Annotated in this window: 21 protein-coding genes; 9 read left to right on the plus strand and 12 right to left on the minus strand. The window is 60.1% G+C overall.

The window, feature by feature from the left end; genetic code table 11:
• The first annotated feature begins 105 nt into the window (after positions 1-105).
• The 7 genes from repC (at position 106) to E2F50_RS18550 (ending at position 7,692) form a co-directional block, all read left to right on the plus strand.
• Positions 106-1,311, plus strand: coding sequence for a plasmid replication protein RepC (repC, locus tag E2F50_RS18520; protein WP_133317649.1), 1,206 nt, complete (start codon positions 106-108; stop codon positions 1,309-1,311).
• A gap of 292 nt (positions 1,312-1,603) precedes the next feature.
• Complete coding sequence (locus tag E2F50_RS18525) at positions 1,604-2,827, plus strand: LysR family transcriptional regulator (RefSeq protein WP_133317650.1); 1,224 nt, start codon at positions 1,604-1,606, stop codon at positions 2,825-2,827.
• 172 nt (positions 2,828-2,999) lie between these two features.
• Positions 3,000-4,175 carry an ABC transporter substrate-binding protein gene (locus E2F50_RS18530; RefSeq protein ID WP_133317651.1) on the plus strand — a complete coding sequence of 392 codons (1,176 nt, stop codon included), beginning with the start codon at positions 3,000-3,002 and terminating at the stop codon, positions 4,173-4,175.
• 160 nt (positions 4,176-4,335) lie between these two features.
• On the plus strand, positions 4,336-5,196 hold the full coding sequence (locus tag E2F50_RS18535) for a branched-chain amino acid ABC transporter permease (protein ID WP_133317652.1): 861 nt from the start codon (positions 4,336-4,338) through the stop codon (positions 5,194-5,196).
• A gap of 23 nt (positions 5,197-5,219) precedes the next feature.
• Positions 5,220-6,233 carry a branched-chain amino acid ABC transporter permease gene (locus tag E2F50_RS18540; protein WP_425375398.1) on the plus strand — a complete coding sequence of 338 codons (1,014 nt, stop codon included), beginning with the start codon at positions 5,220-5,222 and terminating at the stop codon, positions 6,231-6,233.
• Entirely contained in the window at positions 6,230-6,979 is a 750-nt protein-coding gene (locus E2F50_RS18545; protein WP_133317653.1) for an ABC transporter ATP-binding protein, read from the plus strand. Before E2F50_RS18540 ends, E2F50_RS18545 begins: the two co-directional genes overlap by 4 nt.
• Positions 6,976-7,692 carry an ABC transporter ATP-binding protein gene (locus E2F50_RS18550; protein ID WP_133317654.1) on the plus strand — a complete coding sequence of 239 codons (717 nt, stop codon included), beginning with the start codon at positions 6,976-6,978 and terminating at the stop codon, positions 7,690-7,692. The genes E2F50_RS18545 and E2F50_RS18550 overlap by 4 nt, the downstream gene beginning before the upstream one ends.
• 180 nt (positions 7,693-7,872) lie before the next feature.
• On the opposite strand, the gene E2F50_RS18555 is transcribed toward E2F50_RS18550, so the two are convergent.
• The 3 genes from E2F50_RS18555 to E2F50_RS18565 are packed head-to-tail and all read right to left on the minus strand — an operon-like array spanning position 7,873 to position 10,465.
• Positions 7,873-8,898, minus strand: coding sequence for a Bug family tripartite tricarboxylate transporter substrate binding protein (locus tag E2F50_RS18555; RefSeq protein ID WP_245515467.1), 1,026 nt, complete (start codon positions 8,896-8,898; stop codon positions 7,873-7,875).
• Positions 8,899-8,921: 23 nt separating this feature from the next.
• Positions 8,922-9,791: an amidohydrolase family protein gene (locus E2F50_RS18560; protein ID WP_133317655.1), complete on the minus strand. Its 870-nt coding sequence runs from the start codon at positions 9,789-9,791 to the stop codon at positions 8,922-8,924.
• On the minus strand, positions 9,788-10,465 hold the full coding sequence (locus tag E2F50_RS18565) for a TetR/AcrR family transcriptional regulator (RefSeq protein ID WP_133317656.1): 678 nt from the start codon (positions 10,463-10,465) through the stop codon (positions 9,788-9,790). Before E2F50_RS18565 ends, E2F50_RS18560 begins: the two co-directional genes overlap by 4 nt.
• A 146-nt stretch (positions 10,466-10,611) precedes the next feature.
• Between E2F50_RS18565 and E2F50_RS18570 the strand changes: the two genes are divergently transcribed.
• Both E2F50_RS18570 and E2F50_RS18575 read left to right on the plus strand, forming a co-directional pair.
• On the plus strand, positions 10,612-11,772 hold the full coding sequence (locus E2F50_RS18570; RefSeq protein WP_133317657.1) for an iron-containing alcohol dehydrogenase: 1,161 nt from the start codon (positions 10,612-10,614) through the stop codon (positions 11,770-11,772).
• Positions 11,773-11,849: 77 nt separating this feature from the next.
• Positions 11,850-14,156 carry an FdhF/YdeP family oxidoreductase gene (locus E2F50_RS18575; RefSeq protein ID WP_133317658.1) on the plus strand — a complete coding sequence of 769 codons (2,307 nt, stop codon included), beginning with the start codon at positions 11,850-11,852 and terminating at the stop codon, positions 14,154-14,156.
• Between the two features lie 59 nt (positions 14,157-14,215).
• Here E2F50_RS18575 and E2F50_RS18580 read toward each other — a convergent pair whose 3' ends face one another.
• The 9 genes from E2F50_RS18580 to E2F50_RS18620 form a co-directional block, all read right to left on the minus strand.
• On the minus strand, positions 14,216-15,385 hold the full coding sequence (locus E2F50_RS18580) for a pyridoxal phosphate-dependent aminotransferase (protein ID WP_133317659.1): 1,170 nt from the start codon (positions 15,383-15,385) through the stop codon (positions 14,216-14,218).
• Positions 15,386-15,522: 137 nt separating this feature from the next.
• A complete protein-coding gene (locus E2F50_RS18585; RefSeq protein WP_133317660.1) occupies positions 15,523-16,377 on the minus strand; it encodes a D-amino-acid transaminase in 855 nt (284 codons plus the stop codon).
• Positions 16,378-16,438: 61 nt separating this feature from the next.
• Positions 16,439-17,362, minus strand: a complete 924-nt coding sequence (locus E2F50_RS18590) for a LysR family transcriptional regulator (RefSeq protein WP_133317661.1) — start codon at positions 17,360-17,362, stop codon at positions 16,439-16,441.
• Complete coding sequence (locus E2F50_RS18595; protein WP_133317662.1) at positions 17,359-18,021, minus strand: aspartate/glutamate racemase family protein; 663 nt, start codon at positions 18,019-18,021, stop codon at positions 17,359-17,361. Before E2F50_RS18595 ends, E2F50_RS18590 begins: the two co-directional genes overlap by 4 nt.
• Positions 18,018-19,478: a dihydropyrimidinase gene (hydA, locus tag E2F50_RS18600; protein ID WP_133317663.1), complete on the minus strand. Its 1,461-nt coding sequence runs from the start codon at positions 19,476-19,478 to the stop codon at positions 18,018-18,020. The genes E2F50_RS18595 and hydA overlap by 4 nt, the downstream gene beginning before the upstream one ends.
• A 10-nt stretch (positions 19,479-19,488) precedes the next feature.
• The gene (locus tag E2F50_RS18605) at positions 19,489-20,415 is read right to left on the minus strand and encodes an N-carbamoyl-D-amino-acid hydrolase (RefSeq protein ID WP_133317664.1); all 927 of its coding nucleotides are present in this window, start codon (positions 20,413-20,415) and stop codon (positions 19,489-19,491) included.
• Positions 20,416-20,437: 22 nt separating this feature from the next.
• Positions 20,438-21,103: an amino acid ABC transporter permease gene (locus E2F50_RS18610; protein ID WP_133317665.1), complete on the minus strand. Its 666-nt coding sequence runs from the start codon at positions 21,101-21,103 to the stop codon at positions 20,438-20,440.
• A 9-nt stretch (positions 21,104-21,112) separates the two neighbouring features.
• Positions 21,113-21,787, minus strand: a complete 675-nt coding sequence (locus E2F50_RS18615; RefSeq protein ID WP_133317666.1) for an amino acid ABC transporter permease — start codon at positions 21,785-21,787, stop codon at positions 21,113-21,115.
• A 7-nt stretch (positions 21,788-21,794) separates the two neighbouring features.
• A complete protein-coding gene (locus E2F50_RS18620; protein ID WP_342635745.1) occupies positions 21,795-22,538 on the minus strand; it encodes an amino acid ABC transporter ATP-binding protein in 744 nt (247 codons plus the stop codon).
• Positions 22,539-22,657: the final 119 nt, after the last annotated feature.

The raw sequence follows: 22,657 nt of genomic DNA on the forward strand, positions 1-22,657 counted from the left end.
TGTCCAAAGTCAAGAGTCGACGGCAGAAATGCCGCTTCGAAGCGTGATGATTTTTGGCTGACGCATGCCGTTTCCAAGGGCGCTTGCCTCCGAACGGAGACGGACATGGTGGAAAGACTGGCAACGACGCCTTTTGGCGGCGCGCCTATGAGCGCGAGAAATTTTGCCCTCCGAGCCGAAGTGGAGCGCCGCCAGGAACGGCTGCGTACCGCAGAAGGTGGTAATCAAACGGGCACGGCAGACAAATGGCAGTTGATTCGCGCTTTGATCGAAGCGCGGGAAAGCTACGGCCTATCTGACCGATCGATCAGCGTTCTGGAGGCGCTGACGACCTTCCATCAGGAAAGGGAGCTCAATGGCAAGGAGGCGATTATCGTCTTTCCGTCCAATGCCGAACTCTCAATCCGTGCACGTGGAATGTCTCCCGCGACACTGAGACGCCATCTGGCAGCCTTGGTCGAAGCGGGCTTCATATTCCGCCGCGACAGTGCCAACGGCAAGCGGTTCTGCCGGCGAGACGATCGCGGGCAGGTGGAAAACGCGTTCGGCTTCGATCTTGCCCCCTTGGCTCTTCGTGCGGAAGAGATCTTTTCGCGGGCAGAAGCCGAAAGGGAAAGGGCGAAACGGATCGCGCATGTCCGCTCAGAAATCACTCTGCATCTTCGAGATATAGCGAAGACAATCGAAGCTGCGATGGGTGAAGGCCGACAAGGGGAATGGCTCGGGTTCATGGACCGCCTCACGGCCCTTTCGGGTCGCGTACCGCGAAATGGCGATCTGACGGACCTCAAAGAGCGCTGCGAAGCCTTGGTCAAACTGCGCGTAGAGTTGGAGACCGCCTATCTAAATAGCCTTTCTGAACAAGAAATGAGCGGCAATGAGTCCTTTTCCGAGCACCACATTCAGAATTCAAAAACAGACCCATATCTTGAAATAAACGGCCAAGAAGACTCAAAAGAGGCAAGTTCATCCCACCGGAACGTTAGAGACGGAAAGCCGATCGGAATTAGTCTGAAGGATTTTCTCGATATCTGCCCACAGATTGCCGATTACACACGCAACGGCGCCAAGAACTGGGCCGACATTCTGGCCGCGGCCGAGGTCGTCCGCTCCATGCTCGGGATAAGTCCCAGCGCCTGGACTTCTGCGCGGCACGCCATGGGAGATGTACCCGCGGCAATCGTCGTCGCGGCCATCCTGGAGCGGGCCGAGGACATTCGTTCGCCGGGCGGATACCTGCGAGACCTGACCGGCAAGGCCGAAAGGGGCCGGTTCTCCATCCATCCCATGCTGAAAGCCCTGAAAACTTAGGTCGAGGCCCCGAGTTGCCTGTAACGGGAACTCGCACCTCTGTATGGTGATGCTTGTATGGTGATGCTCCGATTTGGCAGTCTCAACAAAAGTGCAGACCGCCGGGGGAGCAGCTCCTTGGAGAAGGAGACGATGGTCATGACGTGGTCATTTCACCAAACAATGGCGCTCGCCGAGCGCTTAGGGATCAATGCAGTCAAATGAGAATCTCGGTAAGCTCTTATGATGAGCAGCTTCACGTTTTCTTTCCCGAGGCGAGACCGGCATCAAATCTATCGAAGAGGCTACCGGCATGAACCACTCGCCGAACGGCCGGGCCGCAGGCCTTATGGGCCACAGCCTCAGGCATCTCAGAGCATTTCTGGCCGTGATCGAAGCAGGTTCGGTCACCAAGGCGGCCGAGCTCTGTTTTGTGTCGCAGCCGGCGGTGACCCAGGCGCTTGGCAAGATAGAAGGCACAACCGGATTACCGCTCTTTTCGAGGACGCCGAAGCGCATCTATGCCAACGCTGCCGGTGAAATTCTGGCAAAGCGCGTAAACCGGGCCTTTGCCTATCTTGATCCCGCTCTGTCAGAGCTCTCTCCGCGTCTGCGGGTAACGGCGACCACCGCTCAGCTGAACGCTCTGATCGCTGTCCGCGACACCGAAAGCTTCACCCTGGCTGCGCTGCGCCTGGGCATCAGCCAGCCTGCTGTTTATCGCGCGGTAAACCAGTTGGAACAGGAGGCGGCCCGCACATTGTTCGAGCGGACGTCCCAAGGACTGGTGCCGACACGTGCGGCAGATGCGCTTTCGCAGGCGGCGCGGCTAGCCTTTGTAGAGCTCACCCAGGCAGATGCCGATCTTGCCGAACTTACCTCCGCGGAAGTCGGCGAGATCGTTATCGGTGCAACGCCGCTTGCCAAATCCTTCGTTCTTCCAAGGGCCATAGCCGATTTTCGCCGGTTTCGACCGAACCTTCCGATCCAGATCAAGGAAGGGCCCTATGGAGATCTGCTGACAGCCCTGAGGCGAGGCGAGCTCGATTTTCTGATTGGCGCGCTTCGCGATCCGCCAACAGTTGCCGATGTCGAGCAGCGGGTGCTGTTTTCCGACACGGTGGTCCTGGTTTTCGGCGCCCGTCATCCCTTGAGCGGGAGGACGCAGATAACGATTGAGGAGCTGACTCGCTTCCCCTGGGTCGTTTCCCCGCGCGGTACGCCGATCCGCCGCTATTTCGAGAGCTTGTTTGAAAATGCGGGTTTGGAGCCGCCCAAGAGTGTTGTCGAAACCGGTTCGCTCATCCTGATGCGCGAACTGCTGGACACCAGCGACCACTTGGGCTGTACGTCCCGCCTCCAGGCGGAGGCAGAGATCGCCCGCGGCTTGATGCGGTCCCTGCCGTTCGACCTCGAACATACATCAAGACCAATAGGGGTAGTGTTGAGAAAAGACTGGATGCCGACCCCCGCACAACGGGCGTTTCTCAGTCTCTTGCCCACGCAAGCAAGCCGTAGCTTTCAACAGGCGCTATAATCAAAACTTATAGGGCGGCCAGGCGATCTGATAAACCTTGACCGAAAGGCACGGCTAGGATGCTATAGGAGATGTGGCACGTGCTCTGGAGAGGATAAATGGCAGGACGCGCGTGAAATTGTCGCTGCATTAGCAGCATCGTAACGTGAATATCTGGGATGGGAGGATTTTTATGCTGAAGGGACTATTATTAGGCGTTGCCGGATTGGCGATGACCTTGACGAATGCAGTACCGGTGTTTGCGCAGGAGGTCGTCAAGGTCGGCCTCATCCTGCCAATGACCGGGCCGTTCGCGTCGACCGGCCGTCAGGTCTCGGCGGGCGCCAAGGCCTTCATCGCGGCGAAGGGTGATACGGCGGGCGGCAAGAAGATCGAGCTGATCATCCGCGACGATGGCGGCGTTGCAGACCAGACGCGACGCATCGCGCAGGAACTGGTGGTCAATGAGGGTACGAAAGTGCTGGCAGGCTTTGGATTGACCCCACTTGCCATGGCAGTCGCGCCAGTTGCCACGCAGGCAAAAATCCCGACCGTGGTCATGGCGGCAGGAACCGCGGCCATTACCAAGGCTTCCCCTTTTATAACCCGGACCTCGGGGACCCTGCCGCAATATTCCGTGCCGGTCGGAACCTGGGCGAGCCAGAACGGCATCAAAAAGGTCGTCACGCTAGTCTCGGATTACGGCCCGGGCGTCGATGCGGAAAAATGGTTCACCAAGGAATTCAAGGCGAAGGGCGGCGAGATCGCTGAGGCAGTGCGTATCCCGCTGCAGAACCCCGACTTTGCGCCATTCCTGCAGCGCGTCCGCGATGCAAAGCCTGATGCAGTCTTCGTATTTCTGCCTTCGGGGGTCGGTTCACTGTTCATGAAGCAGTTCGCCGATCGCGGTCTTGCCGATGCCGGCATTAAGTTGATCGCGACTGGCGACGTGACGGATGACGACATCCTCAACAGCATGGGCAAGCCGGCGATCGGCACGATCACCGGTCACTTCTATGCCACATCTCACGACAGCCCGGAAAACAAGGCCTATGTCGAGGCCTTCGAAAAGGCCAACAACAAGATGCGCCCCAACTTCATGTCGGTCGGAGGCTATGACGGCATGGCGCTGATCTACAATGCGCTGGAAAAGACCAAGGGCGATGCGTCGGGTCCGGCCTTCATGGAGGCGGTCAAGGGACTGTCCTGGACCAGTCCTCGCGGTCCCGTTTCCATCGATCCGGAAACGCGCGACATCATTCAGAACATCTATATCCGCGAGGTCAAGGAAGTGAATGGCCAACTCCATAATGTGGAGTTCCAAACTTTCTCGGCACTCAAGGATCCGGAAAAGGCTGAAGCCAAGTAGGGGAAGCGGAGCAGATGATGGGAGGCAGGCGAAGTTTCGTCTAGCCTGCTTCTACATTCCTCGCCGCGCAGTCCGCCCCTGCGGACAAGAGATGTGAAGTGAAATGCGTTAGGTAACGCATGCCGCAAGGCGTGGGCCGTTACTCCTGAAGAAGACCCATATGCTGACAATATTGTTCGATGGCGTGGCATACGGCATGCTGCTGTTCATACTGGCCTGCGGCCTGACGGTGACGCTCGGGCTGATGAATTTCATCAACCTCGCCCACGGCGCTTTTGCGATGACCGGCGGCTATGTCACCGTGGTGATGATGAACCGTTACGGCATCTCGTTTTACTGGTGCCTGCCGGCCGCCTTCCTGATCACAGCCATCCTCGGCCTGATCCTTGAGCGGACACTGTATCAGTGGCTTTATCGCGCCGATCATCTGGATCAGGTGCTGTTTTCCATCGGCATTGTGTTTATGGCTGTGGCGGGGGCCGATTATTTCATGGGCGGCCAGCAGCAGCTCATCAATCTTCCGCCGGAGCTTTCCGGCCGCATGGATGTGTTCGGCGTCGGGATCGGCCGCTACAGGCTGTTCACCATCGTCATCTGCGCCGTGCTGGCGCTCGCGCTACAGTTGATCTTGTCGAAAACTCGGTTCGGAAGCCGGCTTCGGGCTGCCGTCGATGACCGGCGGGTGGCGATGGGGCTCGGCATCAATGTCCCGGTCGTTTTCGCACTGACATTCGCCTTCGGATCGGGGCTTGCAGGTCTCGGAGGAGCCATGGGCGCGGAAATCCTTGGTCTTGAACCAAATTTTCCGTTGAAATTCATGATCTACTTCTTGATCGTAGTTTCCGTAGGGGGCACATCAACTGTCTCGGGTCCGTTTCTGGCTGCCATGCTGCTGGGCGTCGCCGATGTCGCCGGCAAGTATTACGTGCCCGCCATTGGCCCCTTCGTCATCTACGCGCTGATGATCATCATGCTGATCCTGCGGCCGAACGGCCTCTTCTCCAGAGGAGCGGGCCGGTGAGCGTTCTTCCCCAGGATATCGACATGATGGCTTCCCATTCCACTGCGGCGGCGCATAGCCGAGCGGACAAGCTGATGAAGCGGCGCAGCCGGATCCGCTTCTACGAGGTCGTCATCTGGCTTGCGGCAATCGCCGCCTATTTCCTGCTTCCCTCGAAGATGTTGATCCTGACCGAAATCGCCATCCTGGCTCTGTTTGCCGTGTCGCTTGACCTGGTTCTCGGCTTTGCCGGTATCGTTTCGCTCGGCCATGCAGCCTTCTTCGGTCTAGGTGCCTATATCGCCGGCCTCGTGGCACTTCATTACGTCGCCGAGCCGGTCACGGGGCTGGTGCTTGCCGGGCTGGCTGCCGGCATCTTCGGCTTTCTAACGAGTTTTCTCATCCTGCGCGGTTCCGACCTGACGCGGCTGATGACGACGCTTGGGATCGGCCTCATGATGGCCGAACTAGCCAACCAGATGGCCTGGCTGACCGGTGGCGCCGACGGATTGAGCGGCTTCTCGCTCAATCCAATATTTGGGTTGTTCGAGTTCGATCTTTTTGGAAAGACCGGCTATGTCTACTGCCTGGTGGTCCTTTTTATAGGCACCATGATCATGCGCCGCATCGCATTTTCGCCGTTCGGCCTGTCTTTGAAGGCCATCAAGAGCAACCCCATGCGTGCCGGCATGATTGCCGTGCCCGCTCGCAAGCGCATCGTGACGATCTACACGATCGCCGCCGCGTTCGCGGGCATTGCGGGCGCGCTTCTTGCACAAACGACCAGCTTTGTTTCGCCCGACGTGCTCGCCTTCCATCGTTCCGCTGACGTGCTGATGGTGCTGACGATCGGTGGCACGGGCTATCTTTACGGCGGCGTCTTCGGGGCCGTCCTGTTCACGCTGGTCAAGGATTGGCTTTCCGTGGTGACGCCGCAATACTGGATGTTCTGGATAGGCCTGATCCTCGTCGTCCTCGTCCTCATCGGCCGCGAAAGGCTGACCGGCTGGATCGGTTACCTGCCTGAGCGTTTCTCCAAGAAGGAGGACAGGCGATGAGCGATCTCGTTCTTGAGACCCGGGGGCTGAAGCGGAATTTTGGTGCCTTTGTCGCGACCAATGACGTCAGCCTCAAGGTCGAGCGCGGCGCCCGGCATGCCCTGATCGGCCCAAATGGGGCGGGCAAGACGACCTTGATCAATCTCCTGACCGGAGTGATCCCGCCGTCCGAGGGACAAGTCTTTCTGGAAGGTGATGACATTACATCGCTCGCCTCCTTCAAGCGTGTCAAGCGCGGCCTGACGCGTACCTTCCAGATCAACCAATTGTTCAACGGCTTCACGCCGCTCGAAACGGTCACCCTGGCCATCGCCGAGCGCAATGGCATCGGCCACAATCTGTGGAGCTCGATCGCCGGTTACGGCCAGATTGTCGAAGAGGCGGCGGAATTGCTGGCCCGTTTCGGTCTCGCGTCGATCATGGGCGAGCGGACCGTGATCCTGCCATACGGCAAGCAGCGACTTCTGGAGATCGCGCTCGCCTTTGCGTCGAAGCCGCGCGTCCTGCTGCTCGACGAACCGGCAGCCGGCGTGCCGGAAGACGAACGGCATGAAGTGCTGTCGATCGTTTCGGACTTGCCCAAGGACGTTACCGTGCTCCTGATCGAACACGATATGGATCTGGTCTTTTCCTTTGCCAGCCGAATTTCCGTGCTCGTCGCCGGAGCCGTTTTCGCCGAGGGCTCGGTCTCGGAAATCTCTGCGGATGCCCGGGTCAAAGCCGTGTACTTGGGAGAAAATGCATGACGCCGGTGCTCGCTACCGAGAACCTTGTGGCAGGCTATGGCGAGGCAAGTGTGCTGGCCGGCATCAGCCTGACGATAGAGGAGGGGCGGACCCTTGCTTTGCTTGGCCGCAACGGGACGGGCAAGACCACGTTCGTGAACACGTTGGCAGGTGTAACCACGCATCATGCCGGCTCCATCCATCTGATGGGCCGGGACGTCACCAAGCTGCGACCGGACCGACGCGCGGCCGCAGGCATCGGTTGGGTGCCGCAGGAGCGCAACATATTCAAGTCGCTGACGGTCGAGGAAAACATGACCGCCATCGCAAGACCGGGCGTGTGGACGCTGGAGCGGGTCTACTCCATGTTCCCGCGCTTGAAGGAGCGGCGCAAGAACCTCGGCAACCAGTTGTCCGGCGGGGAACAGCAGATGCTGGCGGTCGGTCGGGCGCTGATGGTCAATCCTAAGCTGCTTCTGCTCGACGAGCCGACGGAAGGCCTGGCGCCGATCATAGTCGACGAATTGCTTGCGGCGATCCAGCGGATTACCCAAGGGGAGGGGATGTCGGCGATCATCATCGAGCAAAAGGCGCGTAAAGTGCTGCCGTTGACGGATGACGCCGTTATTCTCGATCGTGGTGCCGTAGTTTTTCAAGGTACCAGCGCTCAATTGCTAGCCGACGAAGCCATTCTCGGTCAGCATCTGGGTGTCGAGAAGGGTGTTCGACACTAAGCTGCGGTGCCTTCGATCCCCAATGATCTTCCTCACTGCCTCAAGGAGCCCGACCGCTGCGCGACGGGGGCAAGCTTACCGCTTCCTGCCGGAGAAGGAAGCCCGCCACTGCCCTTCAAGGGCGAGGGCGGGCCAGATGGTGTATAGGCGGGTAGCAGACTGCGAGTCAGCCGGGCCGGATCATTGCTTGGCAATTCCGGCCTTCTCGATGACCGCCGACCACTTCTTCACGTCGTCCGCCATTCGCTGACCGATTGCCTCGGGCGTGCTGGATCGTGCCTCAACCCCCAGCTCTGCAAAGCGCTTTTGAATGGCCGGGTCTGCTAGCACCTCGACAAGCGCTGCATTCAGTTTCTTGACCGCTTCCGGGGGCGTTCCGCTCGGCGCGAAGATCGCGTTCCAGGAGGTGACGTCGAAACCTTCGACACCTTGTTCCTGGGCGGTCGGTATGTCGGGCAAGAGCATTGAGCGCTTGGGGCCGGAAGACGCGACGGCGGTGGCTTGGCCTTGAGTCAACGCAGCCTTCAATGCCGTGTGGCTGTCGATGATGATATCGAGTTCGTCGCCGAGAAGCGCAACCAGAAGATCGGGCGTCGCCTTATAGGGAACGATGGTGAAGTCGATGCCTGACGCGGACTTGAAAAGCTCGGCGGCCAAGTTTTGGCTGCTGCCGACATTGATCGTACCCACGTTGAGCGCACCCGGCTCGGCACGAGCAGCACTTAAAACGTCAGCGAGCGTCTTGAACTTGCTGCCGGCTTTGGTGACGAAGACGAAGTCGAAATAAGCAAGGCTGGAAACAGGTGTGAAATCCTTGACGGGATCGAAAGCCAGTTTCTTGAAAAGCGGCACGCTGATCGCAGTACCATTGGAAAACAGTGCCAGCGTATAGCCATCAGATGGCGCATTGAGGACCGACCGGGCCGCGGTTGCGCCGCCAGCCCCCGGCTGGTTCATGATGACGATCTGTCGGCCGAGCTTGTTGCCAGCCGCATCGGCGACCACGCGGGCGGTGATATCGGCAATGCCTCCAGGACCGAATGGCAGAACCAGCGTGATGTCGCGGGCAGGGTAGTCTTCTTGTGCAAAAGCGCCTGCCGGCCAAACAGAAACTGATGCCAGTGCCAGGGCTAAGCCGAGTCCAGGTCCCCAGCGGCGACTCCGACCAAGCGAGCGGGCCGGCAGCTCCAACATTTGATGATGCATGTTTCCTCCTCCTCCAAGCCGCATTACGCGGCAAAACCGTAAAGTCGCGCTGGATTTTCCACGAGCAGTCGCCGACGATCCTCCTCATCGACAGCCAGCCGCGGCACCAGATCCACGAGATCGGCTTCATCGACCGACTCCTTGAGGTTCGGGTGCGGGAAATCGGTTCCCCAGAGAGTTCGCTCCGGGCTTGCCTTGATCAGCGCCTGTGCAAATGGTACGGCCGCATCGAAGGGAAAACGGGAAATCCGCTCCGAGCCGCAAACCTTGATCCAGCAGTTTTCCCGGCGCACGAGTTCGAGCAGTGCCTGGAAGGCCGGTTGCTCGCTGCCGAGGCTCGTATCGACACGTCCCATGTGATCGATCACGAAAGGAACCGGCAGGCGAGTCATCATGTCGGAGAGCGGCACGATGTCGGCTGCATCCAGATGCAGCACGACATGCCAGCCACGTTGGGCAATCCTGTCGATCACCCGGTTGAAAACAGCCATGTCTGGCGCGCCGCCCAGGTGGCGGACGAAGTTGAAGCGAACGCCGCGCACGCCACCATCGTCCAGTTCCTGATAACCCCTGTCGTCGAGGCTGTCGTCGACGATGGCGACGCCGCGATAGCGATCGGGTCGCCAAGCGATGGCGTCCAGCATGGCGCGATTGTCGGTTCCGTGGCAGCTTGCCTGGACGATCACCGCTCGCTCAACGCCAACACGGTCGTGGAGCGCGGCCAATGCCTCCTTGGGTGCATCTTCGGGGGTATAGCTGCGGCTTGCCGAATAGGGGAAGACGTTCCCCGGCCCGAACACGTGGCAATGCGCATCGCAGCTGCCGGCCGGCAAGATGAATTCAGGCCGGCGCTTTTCAGTGCCTTGCAGCCTTTGGTCGTGATGATCGTTCATGCTCTCTCCCCTTCAAAGCTTCCTGCCCTTTCAGGCTGCATCGCCTCAGCCGAGAGGCTGCGGAAGCTGGAATAACTTGCTTCGACGATTGCGTTCGCAGCAGCCTGCTGGTCGTTTCCGTCGACGGCTCCTCCCGATAAGCGGGTGACACGTTCGGGATTGATCAGGGCATAGTAGAGCGAGCCGAGCAGAAACTGGCTGCGCCAGACGAGGCCATCCAAAGGCGCACCGGGAATACAGTCTGCGAAGGCACGGATGAAGGCCTGGCTGGTTTCGTCGAATGCTTCGGCAATGATGGCCTGCGCATCCGGATTGCCCTCAGCCGACAGAACCGCCCGCATGCGGGTAAATTCGGCGCCGCCGCCGTCTCCTGCCGACGACGACAGAAAGGCGGGCATGACATAGGCTCTTAGTACCGCCATCAGACGCTCGTCGCGATCGCTGATCCGCAAGGCTTCACGCAGGAGCTCGCGGCGCCGCGCATTCATCGGCTGCGTGTGGCGCTCGTAGATTTCCTTGAGGAGGTTGGCTTTGGAGCCGAAATGGTAGGTGAGGCTCCCAACATTTGCGCCTGAAGCCTTGGCAATGTCGCGCAGGGAAACGGCATTGTAGCCGCTGCGGGAAAACAGCGTCACGGCATTCTGCAAAAGGTTTTCCCTGATGCTGGGGCGCATGCTTGTCTTTAACGTTCGGTTGTTCTGCTGTCTTGTACAGTTGTATAAATTGCCGCAGGTGTCAACGGCCGTTCGGAACTGTTCATGCCCGTGGCCCGCGTTTGCGTTTGGTGCTAGATCATCTGCCTCGGATGGGAGGCCGAATTATGCGTGACTTCATCTTCAACACGACGCCGGCGCTTGTGTTTAAAGCGGGTGCGGCTCGAGAACTTGCCTCACATATAGGCAAGCTTCTTGGGCCATCCGTGCTTTTCGTCACTGATCCTGGACTGCAGAAGCTGGGCCTTTGCGAACCGGCGCTTGCTTCGCTTTTGGCGTCCGGCGCCAGTGTCGAGACCTTTGCCGAGGTCGAGGCGGATCCGTCATTGGAAACCTTGATGCGTGCCGTGAACCTTGGTCGAGCAAAGGCAGTGACCGGCGTGATCGGCTTTGGCGGCGGATCGTCGCTGGACGTGGCCAAGCTGGCTGCCTTGCTGCTCGGTTCCGGCGAGGATATCGACGCTGCCTGGGGCGTCGGCAATGCCAAGGGCCCGCGCCTGCCGCTCGTTCTCGTGCCCACCACGGCCGGGACCGGCTCGGAAGTGACGCCGGTTTCGATCATCACTGTAGGGCTAGAGGAGAAACGCGGCGTGTCGTCGAGCCTCAATCTCCCGGACCTTGCCGTGCTCGATCCGGAACTCACACTCGGATTGCCCCCCGCCATCACGGCTGCCACGGGTCTCGACGCAATGGTGCATGCCATCGAGGCCTATGCTTCCACAAATATCAACAACAACCCGGTCTCCAAGATGCTGGCGCGCCAGGCGCTGCAACTGCTCGGCGCGCATATTGAAAACGTGGTGCGGGATGGCGCGTGCATCGAGGGCCGCGGAGCCATGCTGCTGGGATCCATGTTGGCAGGGCAGGCTTTTGCAAATTCACCCGTCGCCGCCGTCCACGCCCTGGCTTACCCGATCGGCGGACGCTTCCATGTACCACACGGGCTCTCCAATGCTCTCGTATTGCCACATGTGCTGCGCTTCAATGCGACCGAGGCCGCTCATCTCTATGCCGAGATCGCCGCGGATGCTTTTCCCCAGCTGGCAAGGGAGCAGGACAAACATGCTTGCTGCTCGGCTTTCGTGGAGGAGCTTGCCGCCCTTTCGGCGCGCCTCGGCCTGCCGCAGCGCCTTCGAGAAGTCGGTGTCGCGCGCCTCGATCTGCCGACACTGGCTGCCGATGCGATGAAGCAGCAGCGGCTGCTGGTCAACAACCCGCGCATCGTTAAAGAGGAAGATGCTCTGGCAATCTACCAGGCGGCGTTCTGAACGGAACTAACGGCTTGGAAGCCGATTATCTGTCTTGCAAGCCGGCGCGTCCGGAACCGTCAGGATGGAAACGTTCCATGAGCTCTCATGTCCGTATTAAACGCTATGAAGGTCCTGCCGGCGGCTGGGGCTCGGTCCAGTCGTTGTTCAAGAATGCCCTGAAGAACAAGGTGCGGCTTTCTACCCTCGACGCCCTGCTGCACCAGAACAAAAAGTCCGGGTTTGCCTGCGTCAGCTGTGCCTGGGCAAAGCCCGCCAAGCCGCATCCTGCGGAGTTTTGCGAGAATGGCGCCAAAGCGACCATCTGGGAGCTGACCAGCAAGAAAGCGACACCCGATTTCTTTGCCGCGCATACGGTGACCGAACTGCGGAGCTGGGATGATTACAGCCTTGAGGCCGTGGGACGGCTGACCCATCCGATGCGCTATGACCATCTGCTCGACATCTACGAGCCGGTTTCCTGGCAGCTCGCTTTCGAAGAAATCGGTCGGGAGCTGAAGGCGATCCGCGCCGACGATCCGAAGAAGGTGGTCTTTTACGCCTCGGGCCGGGCGTCCCTCGAAACATCATACATGTATCAGCTCCTGGCACGGCTGTATGGCAACAACAATCTCCCCGACAGTTCCAACATGTGCCACGAGACCACATCCGTTGCGCTGCCGGAAGTGATCGGACAACCGGTCGGTACTGTGCGGCTCGATGATTTCGAGCACGCGGACGCGATTTTCTTCTTTGGCCAGAATACCGGGTCGAACAGCCCGCGCATGCTGCACCAGCTGCAAGAGGCTGCGAAGCGCGGCTGTACCATCATCACCTTCAACCCCTTGAAGGAACGGGGGCTGGAACGCTTTACCAATCCGCAGAGCCCCACCGAGATGCTGACAGGCTCGGAGACCAGGATCAGCCATCGCTATTATCAGGTCAAGGCAGGCGGCGACATTGCTGCGATTACCGGCATCTGCAAATCCTTGTTCGAGCGGGAAGCGGCCTCAGGCGGCATTCTCGACCATGCCTTCATTGCCGAGCACTGTCATGGATTTGATGATTTTCGCGCCTACTGTCATGAGCAGTCCTGGGGCGTGCTGGAAGCGGAATCGGGCTTGAAGCGCGAGGAAATGGAGGAGGCGGCCGCCATCTACGCACGTGCAAACGCCGTGATGGGCGTCTTCGGCATGGGTCTCACTCAACACAAGCACGGCGTTACCTCAGTTCAGACATTGATCAATCTGCTGCTTCTGCGCGGCAATATCGGCAAGCCCGGCGCCGGGATCTGTCCGGTGCGCGGCCATTCCAATGTACAGGGACAGCGCACCGTTGGCATTTCGGAAAAGCCGGAGCTCGTTCCGCTCGACAAGCTCAAGGAACTCTACGGTTTCGAGCCGCCGCGTGAAGAGGGGCTAAACACCGTCGATGCCTGCTACGGCATCCTCAGCGGCGACGTCCGCGCCTTTGTCGGGCTGGGCGGAAATTTCCTGCGTGCCGTGCCGGAGACCGGCCCCATGGAGGAAGCTTGGCCGCGCATGCGCTTGACGGTACAAGTGGCGACCAAACTCAACCGAGGCCATCTCTTCAACGGCGATGTTGCCTATCTGCTGCCTTGCCTCGGTCGCATCGAGGTGGATCGGCAGGAAACCGGCCTGCAGGTGGTAACGATGGAAGACTCCACCGCATGCTTCCATGCCTCCAAAGGTCGCGCGAGGCCGATCAGTGAACACCTTCTGTCGGAGCCGAAAATCGTTGCCGAAATCGCCAAGGCGAGTCTGCCTGTCAATCCTCAGGTGCCTTGGGACGATTGGGTGGCCGATTATTCGGAGGTTCGCAATGCAATCGAAGCGACCTACCCGGAGATCTTCAAGGACTTCAACAAGCGCATGTGGACGCCTGGCGGCTTTGAAAAGCCGTTGTCGGCGAACAAGCGAGAGTGGAAGACCGAAACCGGAAAGGCCAATTTTAGGGTTCCGAAAGCACTGTCGGCGAGCTTCGACAACGGCGCGGACAAGGATGTGCTCCGCCTTATCACGCTGCGCAGCAACGATCAGTTCAACACGACGGTCTATGGCTATAGCGACCGTTTCCGTGGAGTGGAAGGCACCCGTATGATCGTTTTCCTTAATCCTGCAGACATGGCGCGGCTCGGGCTTCGCGACGCCGATATAGTGACGCTGGAAACGGCGTCGAGCGACAACGTGGCCCGTTCACGGCCCGGTCTGAGGGTTGTTCCTTACAACATTCCTGAAGGTTGCTGCGGCGCCTATTATCCTGAATGCAACGTTCTGATCCCGCTGGCGCAGCATGCGGAACAGAGCAAGGTGCCGGCGGCAAAATCGGTGCCGGTGCGGGTTGTGAAACAGGATGGCCAGATCCAGCTGCAGGCCGCGGAATAGCGGGCGTCACAAGCTTGGTTCGATGAGCTCACAGGAAGTTGCGCGACGAGCTCGGGCTGCTATCGCTTGCGGATATAGTCCGCGAGCCGCTCGGCGGCATCTTCTATCTGCCGAGGATCGCGCAGGAAACAAGCGCGCATAAAGGCTTGCCCACCGGCTCCGAATGCGGTTCCCGGAGCGAGCCCGACGCCCGTCTTGTCGACGATACTGAAGGCTTCCGCCCGGCTGTCGGTGACGCCGTCGATGGTCAAAAAGGCATAGAGGGCACCGGGCGGCTTCAATGTTTCCACGCGATTGGTGGCGATCAGGGCGTCGCACAGGATGTCCCGCGATTTGCGTGCACGCTCGATATTGGTCTGGATAAAGTCATCGCCGTGATCGAGCGCGGCAATCGCGCCGCGCTGCATGAACTGCGCCACGCCAGAGGTCGAATATTGGATGAGGTTGGTGAGGGTCTGGCCGATTTCCGCCGGAGCAACCATCCAGCCGACCCGCCAGCCGGTCATGCACCAGTTCTTGGAGAACGAATTGGCGAAGATGATGCGGTCGTCCGGTTCCATGATATCCATGAAAGACGACGCCCGATTGCCGTTAAAAGTGTACAGTCCGTAGATTTCGTCGGCGATGATCCACAGACTGTGTCGGCGGGCCAGTGCAAGAACAGCCTGAAGGTCCTCCTGACAGGCCGTCCATCCCGTCGGGTTTGATGGCGAGTTGATGAAAAGCGCCGTTGTTCTCGGCGTAATGGCATCTTCCAGCTTTTGGACGTCCAGCGACCAGTGACCCTCGATGAAATCAAGAACAACCGGTATGGCCTTGGCTTCCGCCACACCGATCGCGCTAACGACGTTCGGCCATGCCGGGGAAAGATAAACGATCTCATCCCCGGACGAGGCAACCGTTTGAATGGCGAGCACGATCGACTGCATGCCGGAGCCGGTGACATAGATATTTTCGACTGAAAGTTCGGCCGAATAATGCCTCTGATAATATCGTAAGATCGCTTGTCGCAGTTCGGGAATACCCTGCGTCCAGGTATAGAAGGTTTCGCCGCCCGCAAGAGCGGCGCTGGCTGCATTGGTGATGAAGTCGGGCGTCGGCAGGTCGCCTTCGCCGATCCAAAGCGGCATCAGGTTTTCCCGACCCCTTGCATAAGCGACAATTTCGCCAATACCGCTTCTGGACGCGGCCGCTGCGCGACTGCTGATTTCAGCTCTTTCCAACTTCATACAATGCTCTGCCTTCACTGCCTGTCATTGAGTCTGCACTAGGCCGCTGCCGCGAAAGCGTCAATATGACGTGACGGTCTCGGTTGGTCTCCACGTTATCGGTCCAGCCCCAGCTGAGCCGCAGCGCTGAGATAAGTTCAGATTGCGCTTGCCATCTTGTCGCGAATATAGAGCTCGCGAAGGCGCAAGGTGAGTGGACCCGGCCTGCCATCACCCACAGGCTGTCCGTCGATGGCCGTTACCGGCAGAACGAAGCTCGTCGCCGACGTGATGAAGGCCTCGGCGGCATCCTTTGCCTCGTCGGGTGTAAAGGCGCGTTCCTCGAACGGAATACCGGCCGCCTCGGCGATCTCAAGGATACTGGCGCGGGTAATGCCGTGCAGGATGGCCGTCGACAGGCCGCGCGTCACCAGCTTGCCGTCACGGTTGATGATATGGGCCGTGGCGGAAGTCGCTTCCGTCACGAAGCCATCCTCGACCAGCCAGGCGTCGTCCGCTCCCTGCGACATTGCCTGCATCTTTGCCATCGACGGGTAGAGAAGCTGAACCGTCTTGATGTCGCGCCTTTTCCAGCGTTGATCGGGCAGCAGTGCCACGGCCATGCCCGTCGCCACCTTCGGATTGTCGAGTACCGATTTCGCCTGCGTGAACAGGGTCAGCGTCGGGATCGCGTCTTTGGGGAAAGCGAAATCACGATCTGCGGCGCCGCGGGAAATTTGCAGGTAGATCAGACCCTCCATCAGCGCGTTGCGGCTGACGATTTCCCGGTGGACGTCGAGGAGTTGCTCGGCAGTCAACGGGCAGGCGATGCCAAGTTCCGCAATCGACCGCTGCAGTCTGGCGGCATGGCCGGCGTAGTCCACCAATTTGCCATCGACAACGCCGGTTACTTCGTAGATGGCGTCGGCGAACAGGAAGCCGCGGTCGAAGATGGAGACTTTGGCACCGGCCTCGGCAAGCCATTCGCCGTTAAGATAAACAATTCGGTTCAAGCTATTTTCCTCGTTATATTCAAATTCGGCTATCAATTGGGAATTACGTCGGTTCAGCGCCTTAAGTGACGATGGCAGCCTCGCTGATCGCTCGTTTCATTTCGGCAATGAAGCCGTGCAGCAGGCGCGACCGCGGTACGCCTTTGCGGGTGATCATCACCGCCGCCACCTCGCAGGGCGGCTGGAACGGCCGCTGCACGAGGCCGTGCGAAAACTGCTGCATGGCGCTGTAGGGATCGACCACGGCCGCGCCCACGCCGGCACTGGCCAGCAGGGCTGCGGTTGCGCAATAGCGTACCTCGACGCGCGGCTCATAAGGCGCGCCGTCCCGCTCAAAGGCATTTCGCAACATCTGGCCCATGCGAGATTCGGCTTCCAAGCCTATGAAGCCATGTTCGACAAGATCCCCGACGGCCACTTCATTCTTGGCCGCAAGGGCGTGCTCCTTCAGGGCCACGGCAACCATATGGGTGCGGGCAAGGGTCTCGATATTGACGGAAGGGTGCCGCTCGAGCGCAAGACCAAAGCCAATATCTGCCGCTCCGTTCTGCACGGCGTCGATAACGTGTTCGAGGCGGCGCACATCATAAGCAACGGAAACATCCCGCCGATCCTTGAGAAAGCGTGCCAGCGCCACAGGCGCGACCGTGTTGCCGAGCGGCGGTGTCGACATGATCCTCAGGCGTCCCGATGTGCCGTGACGCATGGCGCGGGCGCGAGCTGAAAAATTGCGCAGCATGCTGAAGACCGGCCGTACATCCTCGAACAGCAGCATAGCCTCTTCGGTCGGCTCGAGGCGCCGATGCAGGCGTTCGAAGAGTGTAACGCCGAGCTGGCTTTCGAGCTGCCGGATGCCGTTCGAGACGGCTGGCTGCGATATGCCGAGCTGTTCCGCCGCCTCGACCGTGGTATCGCATCGCATCATCGCCCCGAAAATCTCCAGGAGACGCAACGAAATATCGGGTTTCTGCTCGGGCTCGGTCATGGTTTTTGCGACAACAGGCCGCCAAGTGCCATGGCGACGGCCGCCTGGGTAGGATCGATCACCCGCACGCCCAGTTGTCTTTCCAGCCGCAGCCGGTGACCGGACATCCCGGCACAACCAAGCACAATTGCGCCGGCGCCCATCTGACGAAGCTTCGCACCGGCCTTGACTAAAGCGCTATAGCTCTCTTCGCCATGGCCGCTTTGGGCAACGCTGATCGTGCCGTCAAGCGCCACTTCGCCCGCCAAACGGCCCTCGACGCCAAGCCTGCGCAGATTGCGCAGGTGCCGGGGAATGGAGATTTCCGCCACGGCGATGACACCGAACAGATCGGCGACGGCCAATGCGCTGAGGACGCCCGCATCTTGAATGCCGTAGACCGGTGCTGCCGTTAGAGAGCGGGCGAGGTCGAGGCCTGGCTGGGAATAACAGGCGAGCACATAGGCCGAGGCATCCGGCCGGCTTTCGATCAATGCGCCGGTGCGTAAACCGGCTTCATCGACGTCGCGCTGGCTCATGATGCCGAGCGGACTTTCCTTGATCGTCACGCATTCGATTTCCGGGTCACCCGGAAACATCATGCCGGATAAGGCGTCCCGTAGGCCTTGCGTGACCTCCTCGGAACTGTTCGGGTTGATGACGAGGATCGGGCCACTCATGGAGCAATCTCCGCGCCGAAATTCTGGGCCGGGTCGAGTTCCTTGGCGCGGTAGCCCGGCTTGCCCGTTAGGTCGACCGGCTTGCGGGGGACAAAGCGGCCGCGACCGCGGTCCGCCTTCAGCTCGCCATTCTCGACGATGATATCGCCACGGTTCATGGTCAGCACCGGCCACCCCTCGATCTGCATGCCCTCGAAGGGGGAATAGTTCATGTTGTCATGCTGGTCGGCGAGGGTCGCGGTACGGCACGCTTCCGGGTCCCAGATGGCGATATCAGCATCGAAGCCTGGGGCGATCGCGCCCTTCTTTGCCATGCCGAACGTTTTTGCGGCGCCGGTGCTCGACAGCGACACGAACTGCTGCAGTGTGATGCGGCCTTTGACGACGCCCTCGGAAAACAGGTAGGGCAGCCGCATGGCGATACCGGGCATGCCGTTGGCGATCTTCGGATAGGGTGCGTCGGCGCCGTTCGCAAATTTTCCGGTAGCGTCAAAGCGATAGGGCGCGTGGTCGGACGACACGCTTTCAAACGTGCCCGACTGCACGTGACGCCACAGGGCATCCTGGGTCGCCTTGTCGCGCACCGGCGGCGAGCAGATGAACTTCGCGCCTTCCATGCCGGGGCGGTCGAGATCGTCGCGAGTGAGCGCCAGATATTGCGGGCAGGTTTCGGCAAACAGTTTTGTGCCGGCCAGCTTTTCCCGTTGCACAATGGCGGCACCGCCTGATGTCGAGACGTGGACGATGAACAGCGGCGCGTCCACCAGCTTCGCCAGCGACACGGCGCGGTTGATCGCCTCCTCCTCGGCCAGTTCCGGCCGGCTCACCGCATGATATTTTGGCGCGGTGAGGCCGGCGGCGGCGAACCGCTTGTTCATCCATTTGAGCATGTCGTTGTTTTCGGCATGCACCATGGTCAGCGCGCCATGCTGTTTCGCCACCGTCAGGATATCGAGCATGCCGCCATCGCCGATATTCATCAGGTCGTAGGTCATGAACACCTTGAACGAGGTGATGCCGCGGGCAAACACGCCCGGCAATTCCTCGAGCACCGAGGCCGAGGGATCCGAGATGATCAGGTGGTAGGAATAATCTAGTACCGAATTGGGCGCGGCGCGGCCGTCATAGGTGGCGATGACGTCAGCGATCGATTGGCCCCGATGCTGTGCGGCAAACGGAATGAAGCTGGAATTGCCGCCGAATGCCGCCGAGACCGAACCGGAATAATAATCGTCGGCGGTCATCAGGCCGGCAGAACTTTCCTGGGCGATATGAGCATGCGCCTCGATGCCGCCCGGCATGACCAGCTTTCCAGTTGCGTCGATGCGGCGCCCGCCGCCGGCGATGTTCTCGTTGATCGCTGCGATACGGCCGTCGATGATGCCGATATCGGCATCGAAGAGGTCGGAGGCGGTGGCGACACGGCCACCGTGGATGACGGTATCGAACTCGGTCATGCCCATGCTCTCACACTTCCAGGATCACGCCGACCTGCGACGTGATGCGGCCGTAATGCTCGATGCGGCGATGCCGCTCGAAATCGAAGATGGTGGATTTGCCGAAGGCGCATTTGGCGAAATCGCATTCGGCAATGATCAGTTCGTCTGCCTCGGTCACCGCGCGGGACAGCACAAAGCCGTCCGGATCGACGATGATCGAACCGCCCATCAGCGGATGGCCGTCCTCCATGCCGGCCTTCGCAATGCCGGCCACATAGGTCGCGTTCTGGTAGGCGCCGGCCTGCAGCGACAGGTCCGAATGGAACAGCCGCTTCTCCAGGCCCTCGGTATTCATCTGCGAGTTTACTGCCGGCGTATTATAGCCGATCGTTACCAGCTCGACGCCTTGTAAGCCGAGGACACGGAAGGTTTCCGGCCAGCGGCGGTCGTTGCAGATCGCCATGCCCATCACGACACCTTCGTTGCGCCAGACGTTGAAGCCAAGATCCCCGGGCTCGAAATAGCGCTTTTCCAGATGCTGGAAGGCGCGTTCGGTGTCGTAGTCCGAGTGGCCCGGCAGGTGAACCTTGCGGTATTTGCCGACGATGTTGGCCTGCCGATCGGTGACGACGGAGGTGTTGTAATAATGGCCGTCCGGCGTCTTTTCCGCATAACCGAAGGTGATGGCAATATTCAGCGCGCGGGCGCGGTCAAAGAGCGGCTGCGTGGCTGCGTTCGGCATTTCGGTCTCGAACCAGAAATCGATTTCCGCTTGGTCTTCCATATACCAACGCGGAAAAAAGGTGGTCAGCGCCAGTTCCGGATAGACGACCATGTCGGCGCCCTTGGAGGCCGCCTCGTCGAGCAGGGCGATCATGCGCTTGACGACGCTTTCACGGCTGTCGGCGCGCTGGATGGCGCCGAGTTGGGCGCCTGCGATCTTCATGACGGTCATGGCAAAAATCCTTTCGAGACGATCAGGCGGCGAGACGCCGCTGGAAATGGCTGACGAGGCGCACCAGCGGCCACAACAGCACGAGGTAGAACAGCGCCGCCAGAACCAACGGTGACGCGTTATAGGTGACGGATCGGGCCATGTCGGCGCTGTAGAGAAGTTCCGACAACGAGATCACAGAGGCGAGCGAGGTGAGCTTGACCACTTCCACCGTGTTCGACAGCAGGTCCGGCAGCACATTGCGCACCGCCTGCGGCAGCACGACATAGGTGAGGACCTGGCTGCGGCTGAGGCCTGTCGAGGCCGCCGCCTCCCACTGCCCCTTGGCGACGGAAATCAGCCCGGCGCGGTAGACCTCGGCGTAGTAGGAGGAGTTGTTGAGCAGGAATGCGATAACCACGGCCGTGAACGGCGAGACCTTGATGCCGGCGAAGGGCAGCCCGGAATAGATGAAGATCAACAGAACCAGCGGCGGCAGCGCGCGAAACACATCGGTATAAACGACGGTGGGCCATCGCACCCAGCGCTGGGGGCTTAAGTTGCCGAGTGCCACGAACAAACCGCCGACAAGGCCGAGCAGGATGACGGCAATGCAGAGCTTGACGGTCATCCACAGACCCTTCAGGAGCAGCGGAAAGACCTTTGTCATGATCGCGAGGTTGAAGAACTGGTCGAGGAAAATGTCCATGTCCGGCTCCTATCGGCTCTTCCAGGCGCTGTTTCTTTCCAGCCAGCGGGCAAACACCACCATGGGCAGGAAGATCACCAGATAGGCGATGACCGATAGCGTCAGCGGTGTGGCGCTTCCCGAGAAACTTTGCGCGGTGGTCGAGGTGGAGAGGATTTCCGCAACGCCGATCGCCGAGCCGAGCGCTGTCATCTTGGTGATCGCCAGAACACGATTGACGAGCGGCGGCATGGCGAGTCGCACCGCTTGCGGCAATGCCACATAGGCGAGCGTGCGCGTAAAGCCGAGGCCGGTGGCTATCCCGGCTTCCCACTGCCCCTTTTCCACCGACGAGAACCCGGCCCAGAAGATTTCCTCAGCGAAGGCTGCAAGCGTCAGCGACAGCACAACGAAGAGAACCATCGGGCCGGACAGCCTGATGCCGATCGATGGGAAGCCGAAATACAGGATCAGGATCAGCACCAAAGGCGGCAGGGACCGGAAGATGTCGGCATAACAGATGATGAAGAAGTTGAGGATCGTCAGGCCATAGGCGCGAAGGCAGGCGAGGGCGAGACCCAAGCCGATGCCGGCGAAGATGACAGCTGCGGCGATGGTGAGGGTCACACCCATGCCGCCTATCACGTCCGGCGCATATTTCGCCATGACGACGGGGTTGAAGAAGGTGTCGAGAAAGCGATCCATGCCCGCCTCAGCTCGATACACGCGACAAGAACGTGCGGGTGCGCTCAGCCTTGGGCGCCCCGAAAATCTCCTCGGGTTTACCCTCTTCGACGACAACGCCACCATCCATGAACACGACGCGATCGGCAGTTTCGCGGGCGAATGCCATTTCGTGGCTGACGACGAGCATGGTCATGCCCTTGGATTTCAGGTCCTTCATCACCTTCAGCACGGAGCCGACAAGCTCGGGATCGAGCGCCGAGGTGGGTTCGTCGAACAGCATGACCTTGGGATCAAGGGCCAAGGCGCGGGCAATAGCGACGCGCTGCTGCTGACCGCCTGAGAGTTCGGCGGGATAGGCGTTGGCCTTGTGAGCAAGGCCGACCCGCTCTAGCATATCCATGGCGCGCGCATCGGCGTCCGGCTTGCTGCGCTTCAATGCCTTGCGCTGCGCCAGCGTAACGTTCTTCAGCACGCTCATATGCGGATAGAGATGAAATCCCTGGAAAACCATGCCGACCTGCAGGCGCATGCGGTTCAGGTCTCGACTGGTGCCGGACATGATGTTGCGGCCATCGAGGATGATATCTCCGGAAGTCGGCTCTTCAAGACGGTTGCAGCAGCGCAGCATAGTGCTCTTGCCGGAGCCTGAGGGTCCGATCACGAAAACAAGTTCGCCGCCGGCCACCTTGAGGTCGATGTTCTTCAGGACGGTGTTGGAGCCGAAGCGCTTTTCAAGCGCGACGATTTCCAGCATGGGACGATAGGCCATCCAGGGCTACTCCGGCGGGCGTTATAATGACGAATGCGAGGCAAAGGCGGCGACAAGCACGTCGAGACCGACGATTGCGAAACGGGGATCAGGCAGGCACTTGCCGGATCCCTCTAAAG

The organism is Rhizobium deserti (genome assembly GCF_004358025.1).
Lineage (GTDB): Bacteria > Pseudomonadota > Alphaproteobacteria > Rhizobiales > Rhizobiaceae > Neorhizobium > Neorhizobium deserti.

What these genes read in the sequence shown, in the direction of transcription:
- repC (WP_133317649.1), top strand. Translation starts at nt 106, where the DNA reads ATGGTGGAAAGACTGGCAACGACGCCTTTTGGCGGCGCGCCTATGAGC.
- E2F50_RS18525 (WP_133317650.1), top strand. Translation starts at nt 1,604, where the DNA reads ATGAACCACTCGCCGAACGGCCGGGCCGCAGGCCTTATGGGCCACAGC.
- E2F50_RS18530 (WP_133317651.1), top strand. Translation starts at nt 3,000, where the DNA reads ATGCTGAAGGGACTATTATTAGGCGTTGCCGGATTGGCGATGACCTTG.
- E2F50_RS18535 (WP_133317652.1), top strand. Translation starts at nt 4,336, where the DNA reads ATGCTGACAATATTGTTCGATGGCGTGGCATACGGCATGCTGCTGTTC.
- E2F50_RS18540 (WP_425375398.1), top strand. Translation starts at nt 5,220, where the DNA reads ATGATGGCTTCCCATTCCACTGCGGCGGCGCATAGCCGAGCGGACAAG.
- E2F50_RS18545 (WP_133317653.1), top strand. Translation starts at nt 6,230, where the DNA reads ATGAGCGATCTCGTTCTTGAGACCCGGGGGCTGAAGCGGAATTTTGGT.
- E2F50_RS18550 (WP_133317654.1), top strand. Translation starts at nt 6,976, where the DNA reads ATGACGCCGGTGCTCGCTACCGAGAACCTTGTGGCAGGCTATGGCGAG.
- E2F50_RS18555 (WP_245515467.1), bottom strand. Translation starts at nt 8,898, where the DNA reads ATGCATCATCAAATGTTGGAGCTGCCGGCCCGCTCGCTTGGTCGGAGT.
- E2F50_RS18560 (WP_133317655.1), bottom strand. Translation starts at nt 9,791, where the DNA reads ATGAACGATCATCACGACCAAAGGCTGCAAGGCACTGAAAAGCGCCGG.
- E2F50_RS18565 (WP_133317656.1), bottom strand. Translation starts at nt 10,465, where the DNA reads ATGCGCCCCAGCATCAGGGAAAACCTTTTGCAGAATGCCGTGACGCTG.
- E2F50_RS18570 (WP_133317657.1), top strand. Translation starts at nt 10,612, where the DNA reads ATGCGTGACTTCATCTTCAACACGACGCCGGCGCTTGTGTTTAAAGCG.
- E2F50_RS18575 (WP_133317658.1), top strand. Translation starts at nt 11,850, where the DNA reads ATGAGCTCTCATGTCCGTATTAAACGCTATGAAGGTCCTGCCGGCGGC.
- E2F50_RS18580 (WP_133317659.1), bottom strand. Translation starts at nt 15,385, where the DNA reads ATGAAGTTGGAAAGAGCTGAAATCAGCAGTCGCGCAGCGGCCGCGTCC.
- E2F50_RS18590 (WP_133317661.1), bottom strand. Translation starts at nt 17,362, where the DNA reads ATGACCGAGCCCGAGCAGAAACCCGATATTTCGTTGCGTCTCCTGGAG.
- E2F50_RS18595 (WP_133317662.1), bottom strand. Translation starts at nt 18,021, where the DNA reads ATGAGTGGCCCGATCCTCGTCATCAACCCGAACAGTTCCGAGGAGGTC.
- hydA (WP_133317663.1), bottom strand. Translation starts at nt 19,478, where the DNA reads ATGACCGAGTTCGATACCGTCATCCACGGTGGCCGTGTCGCCACCGCC.
- E2F50_RS18605 (WP_133317664.1), bottom strand. Translation starts at nt 20,415, where the DNA reads ATGACCGTCATGAAGATCGCAGGCGCCCAACTCGGCGCCATCCAGCGC.
- E2F50_RS18610 (WP_133317665.1), bottom strand. Translation starts at nt 21,103, where the DNA reads ATGGACATTTTCCTCGACCAGTTCTTCAACCTCGCGATCATGACAAAG.
- E2F50_RS18615 (WP_133317666.1), bottom strand. Translation starts at nt 21,787, where the DNA reads ATGGATCGCTTTCTCGACACCTTCTTCAACCCCGTCGTCATGGCGAAA.
- E2F50_RS18620 (WP_342635745.1), bottom strand. Translation starts at nt 22,538, where the DNA reads ATGGCCTATCGTCCCATGCTGGAAATCGTCGCGCTTGAAAAGCGCTTC.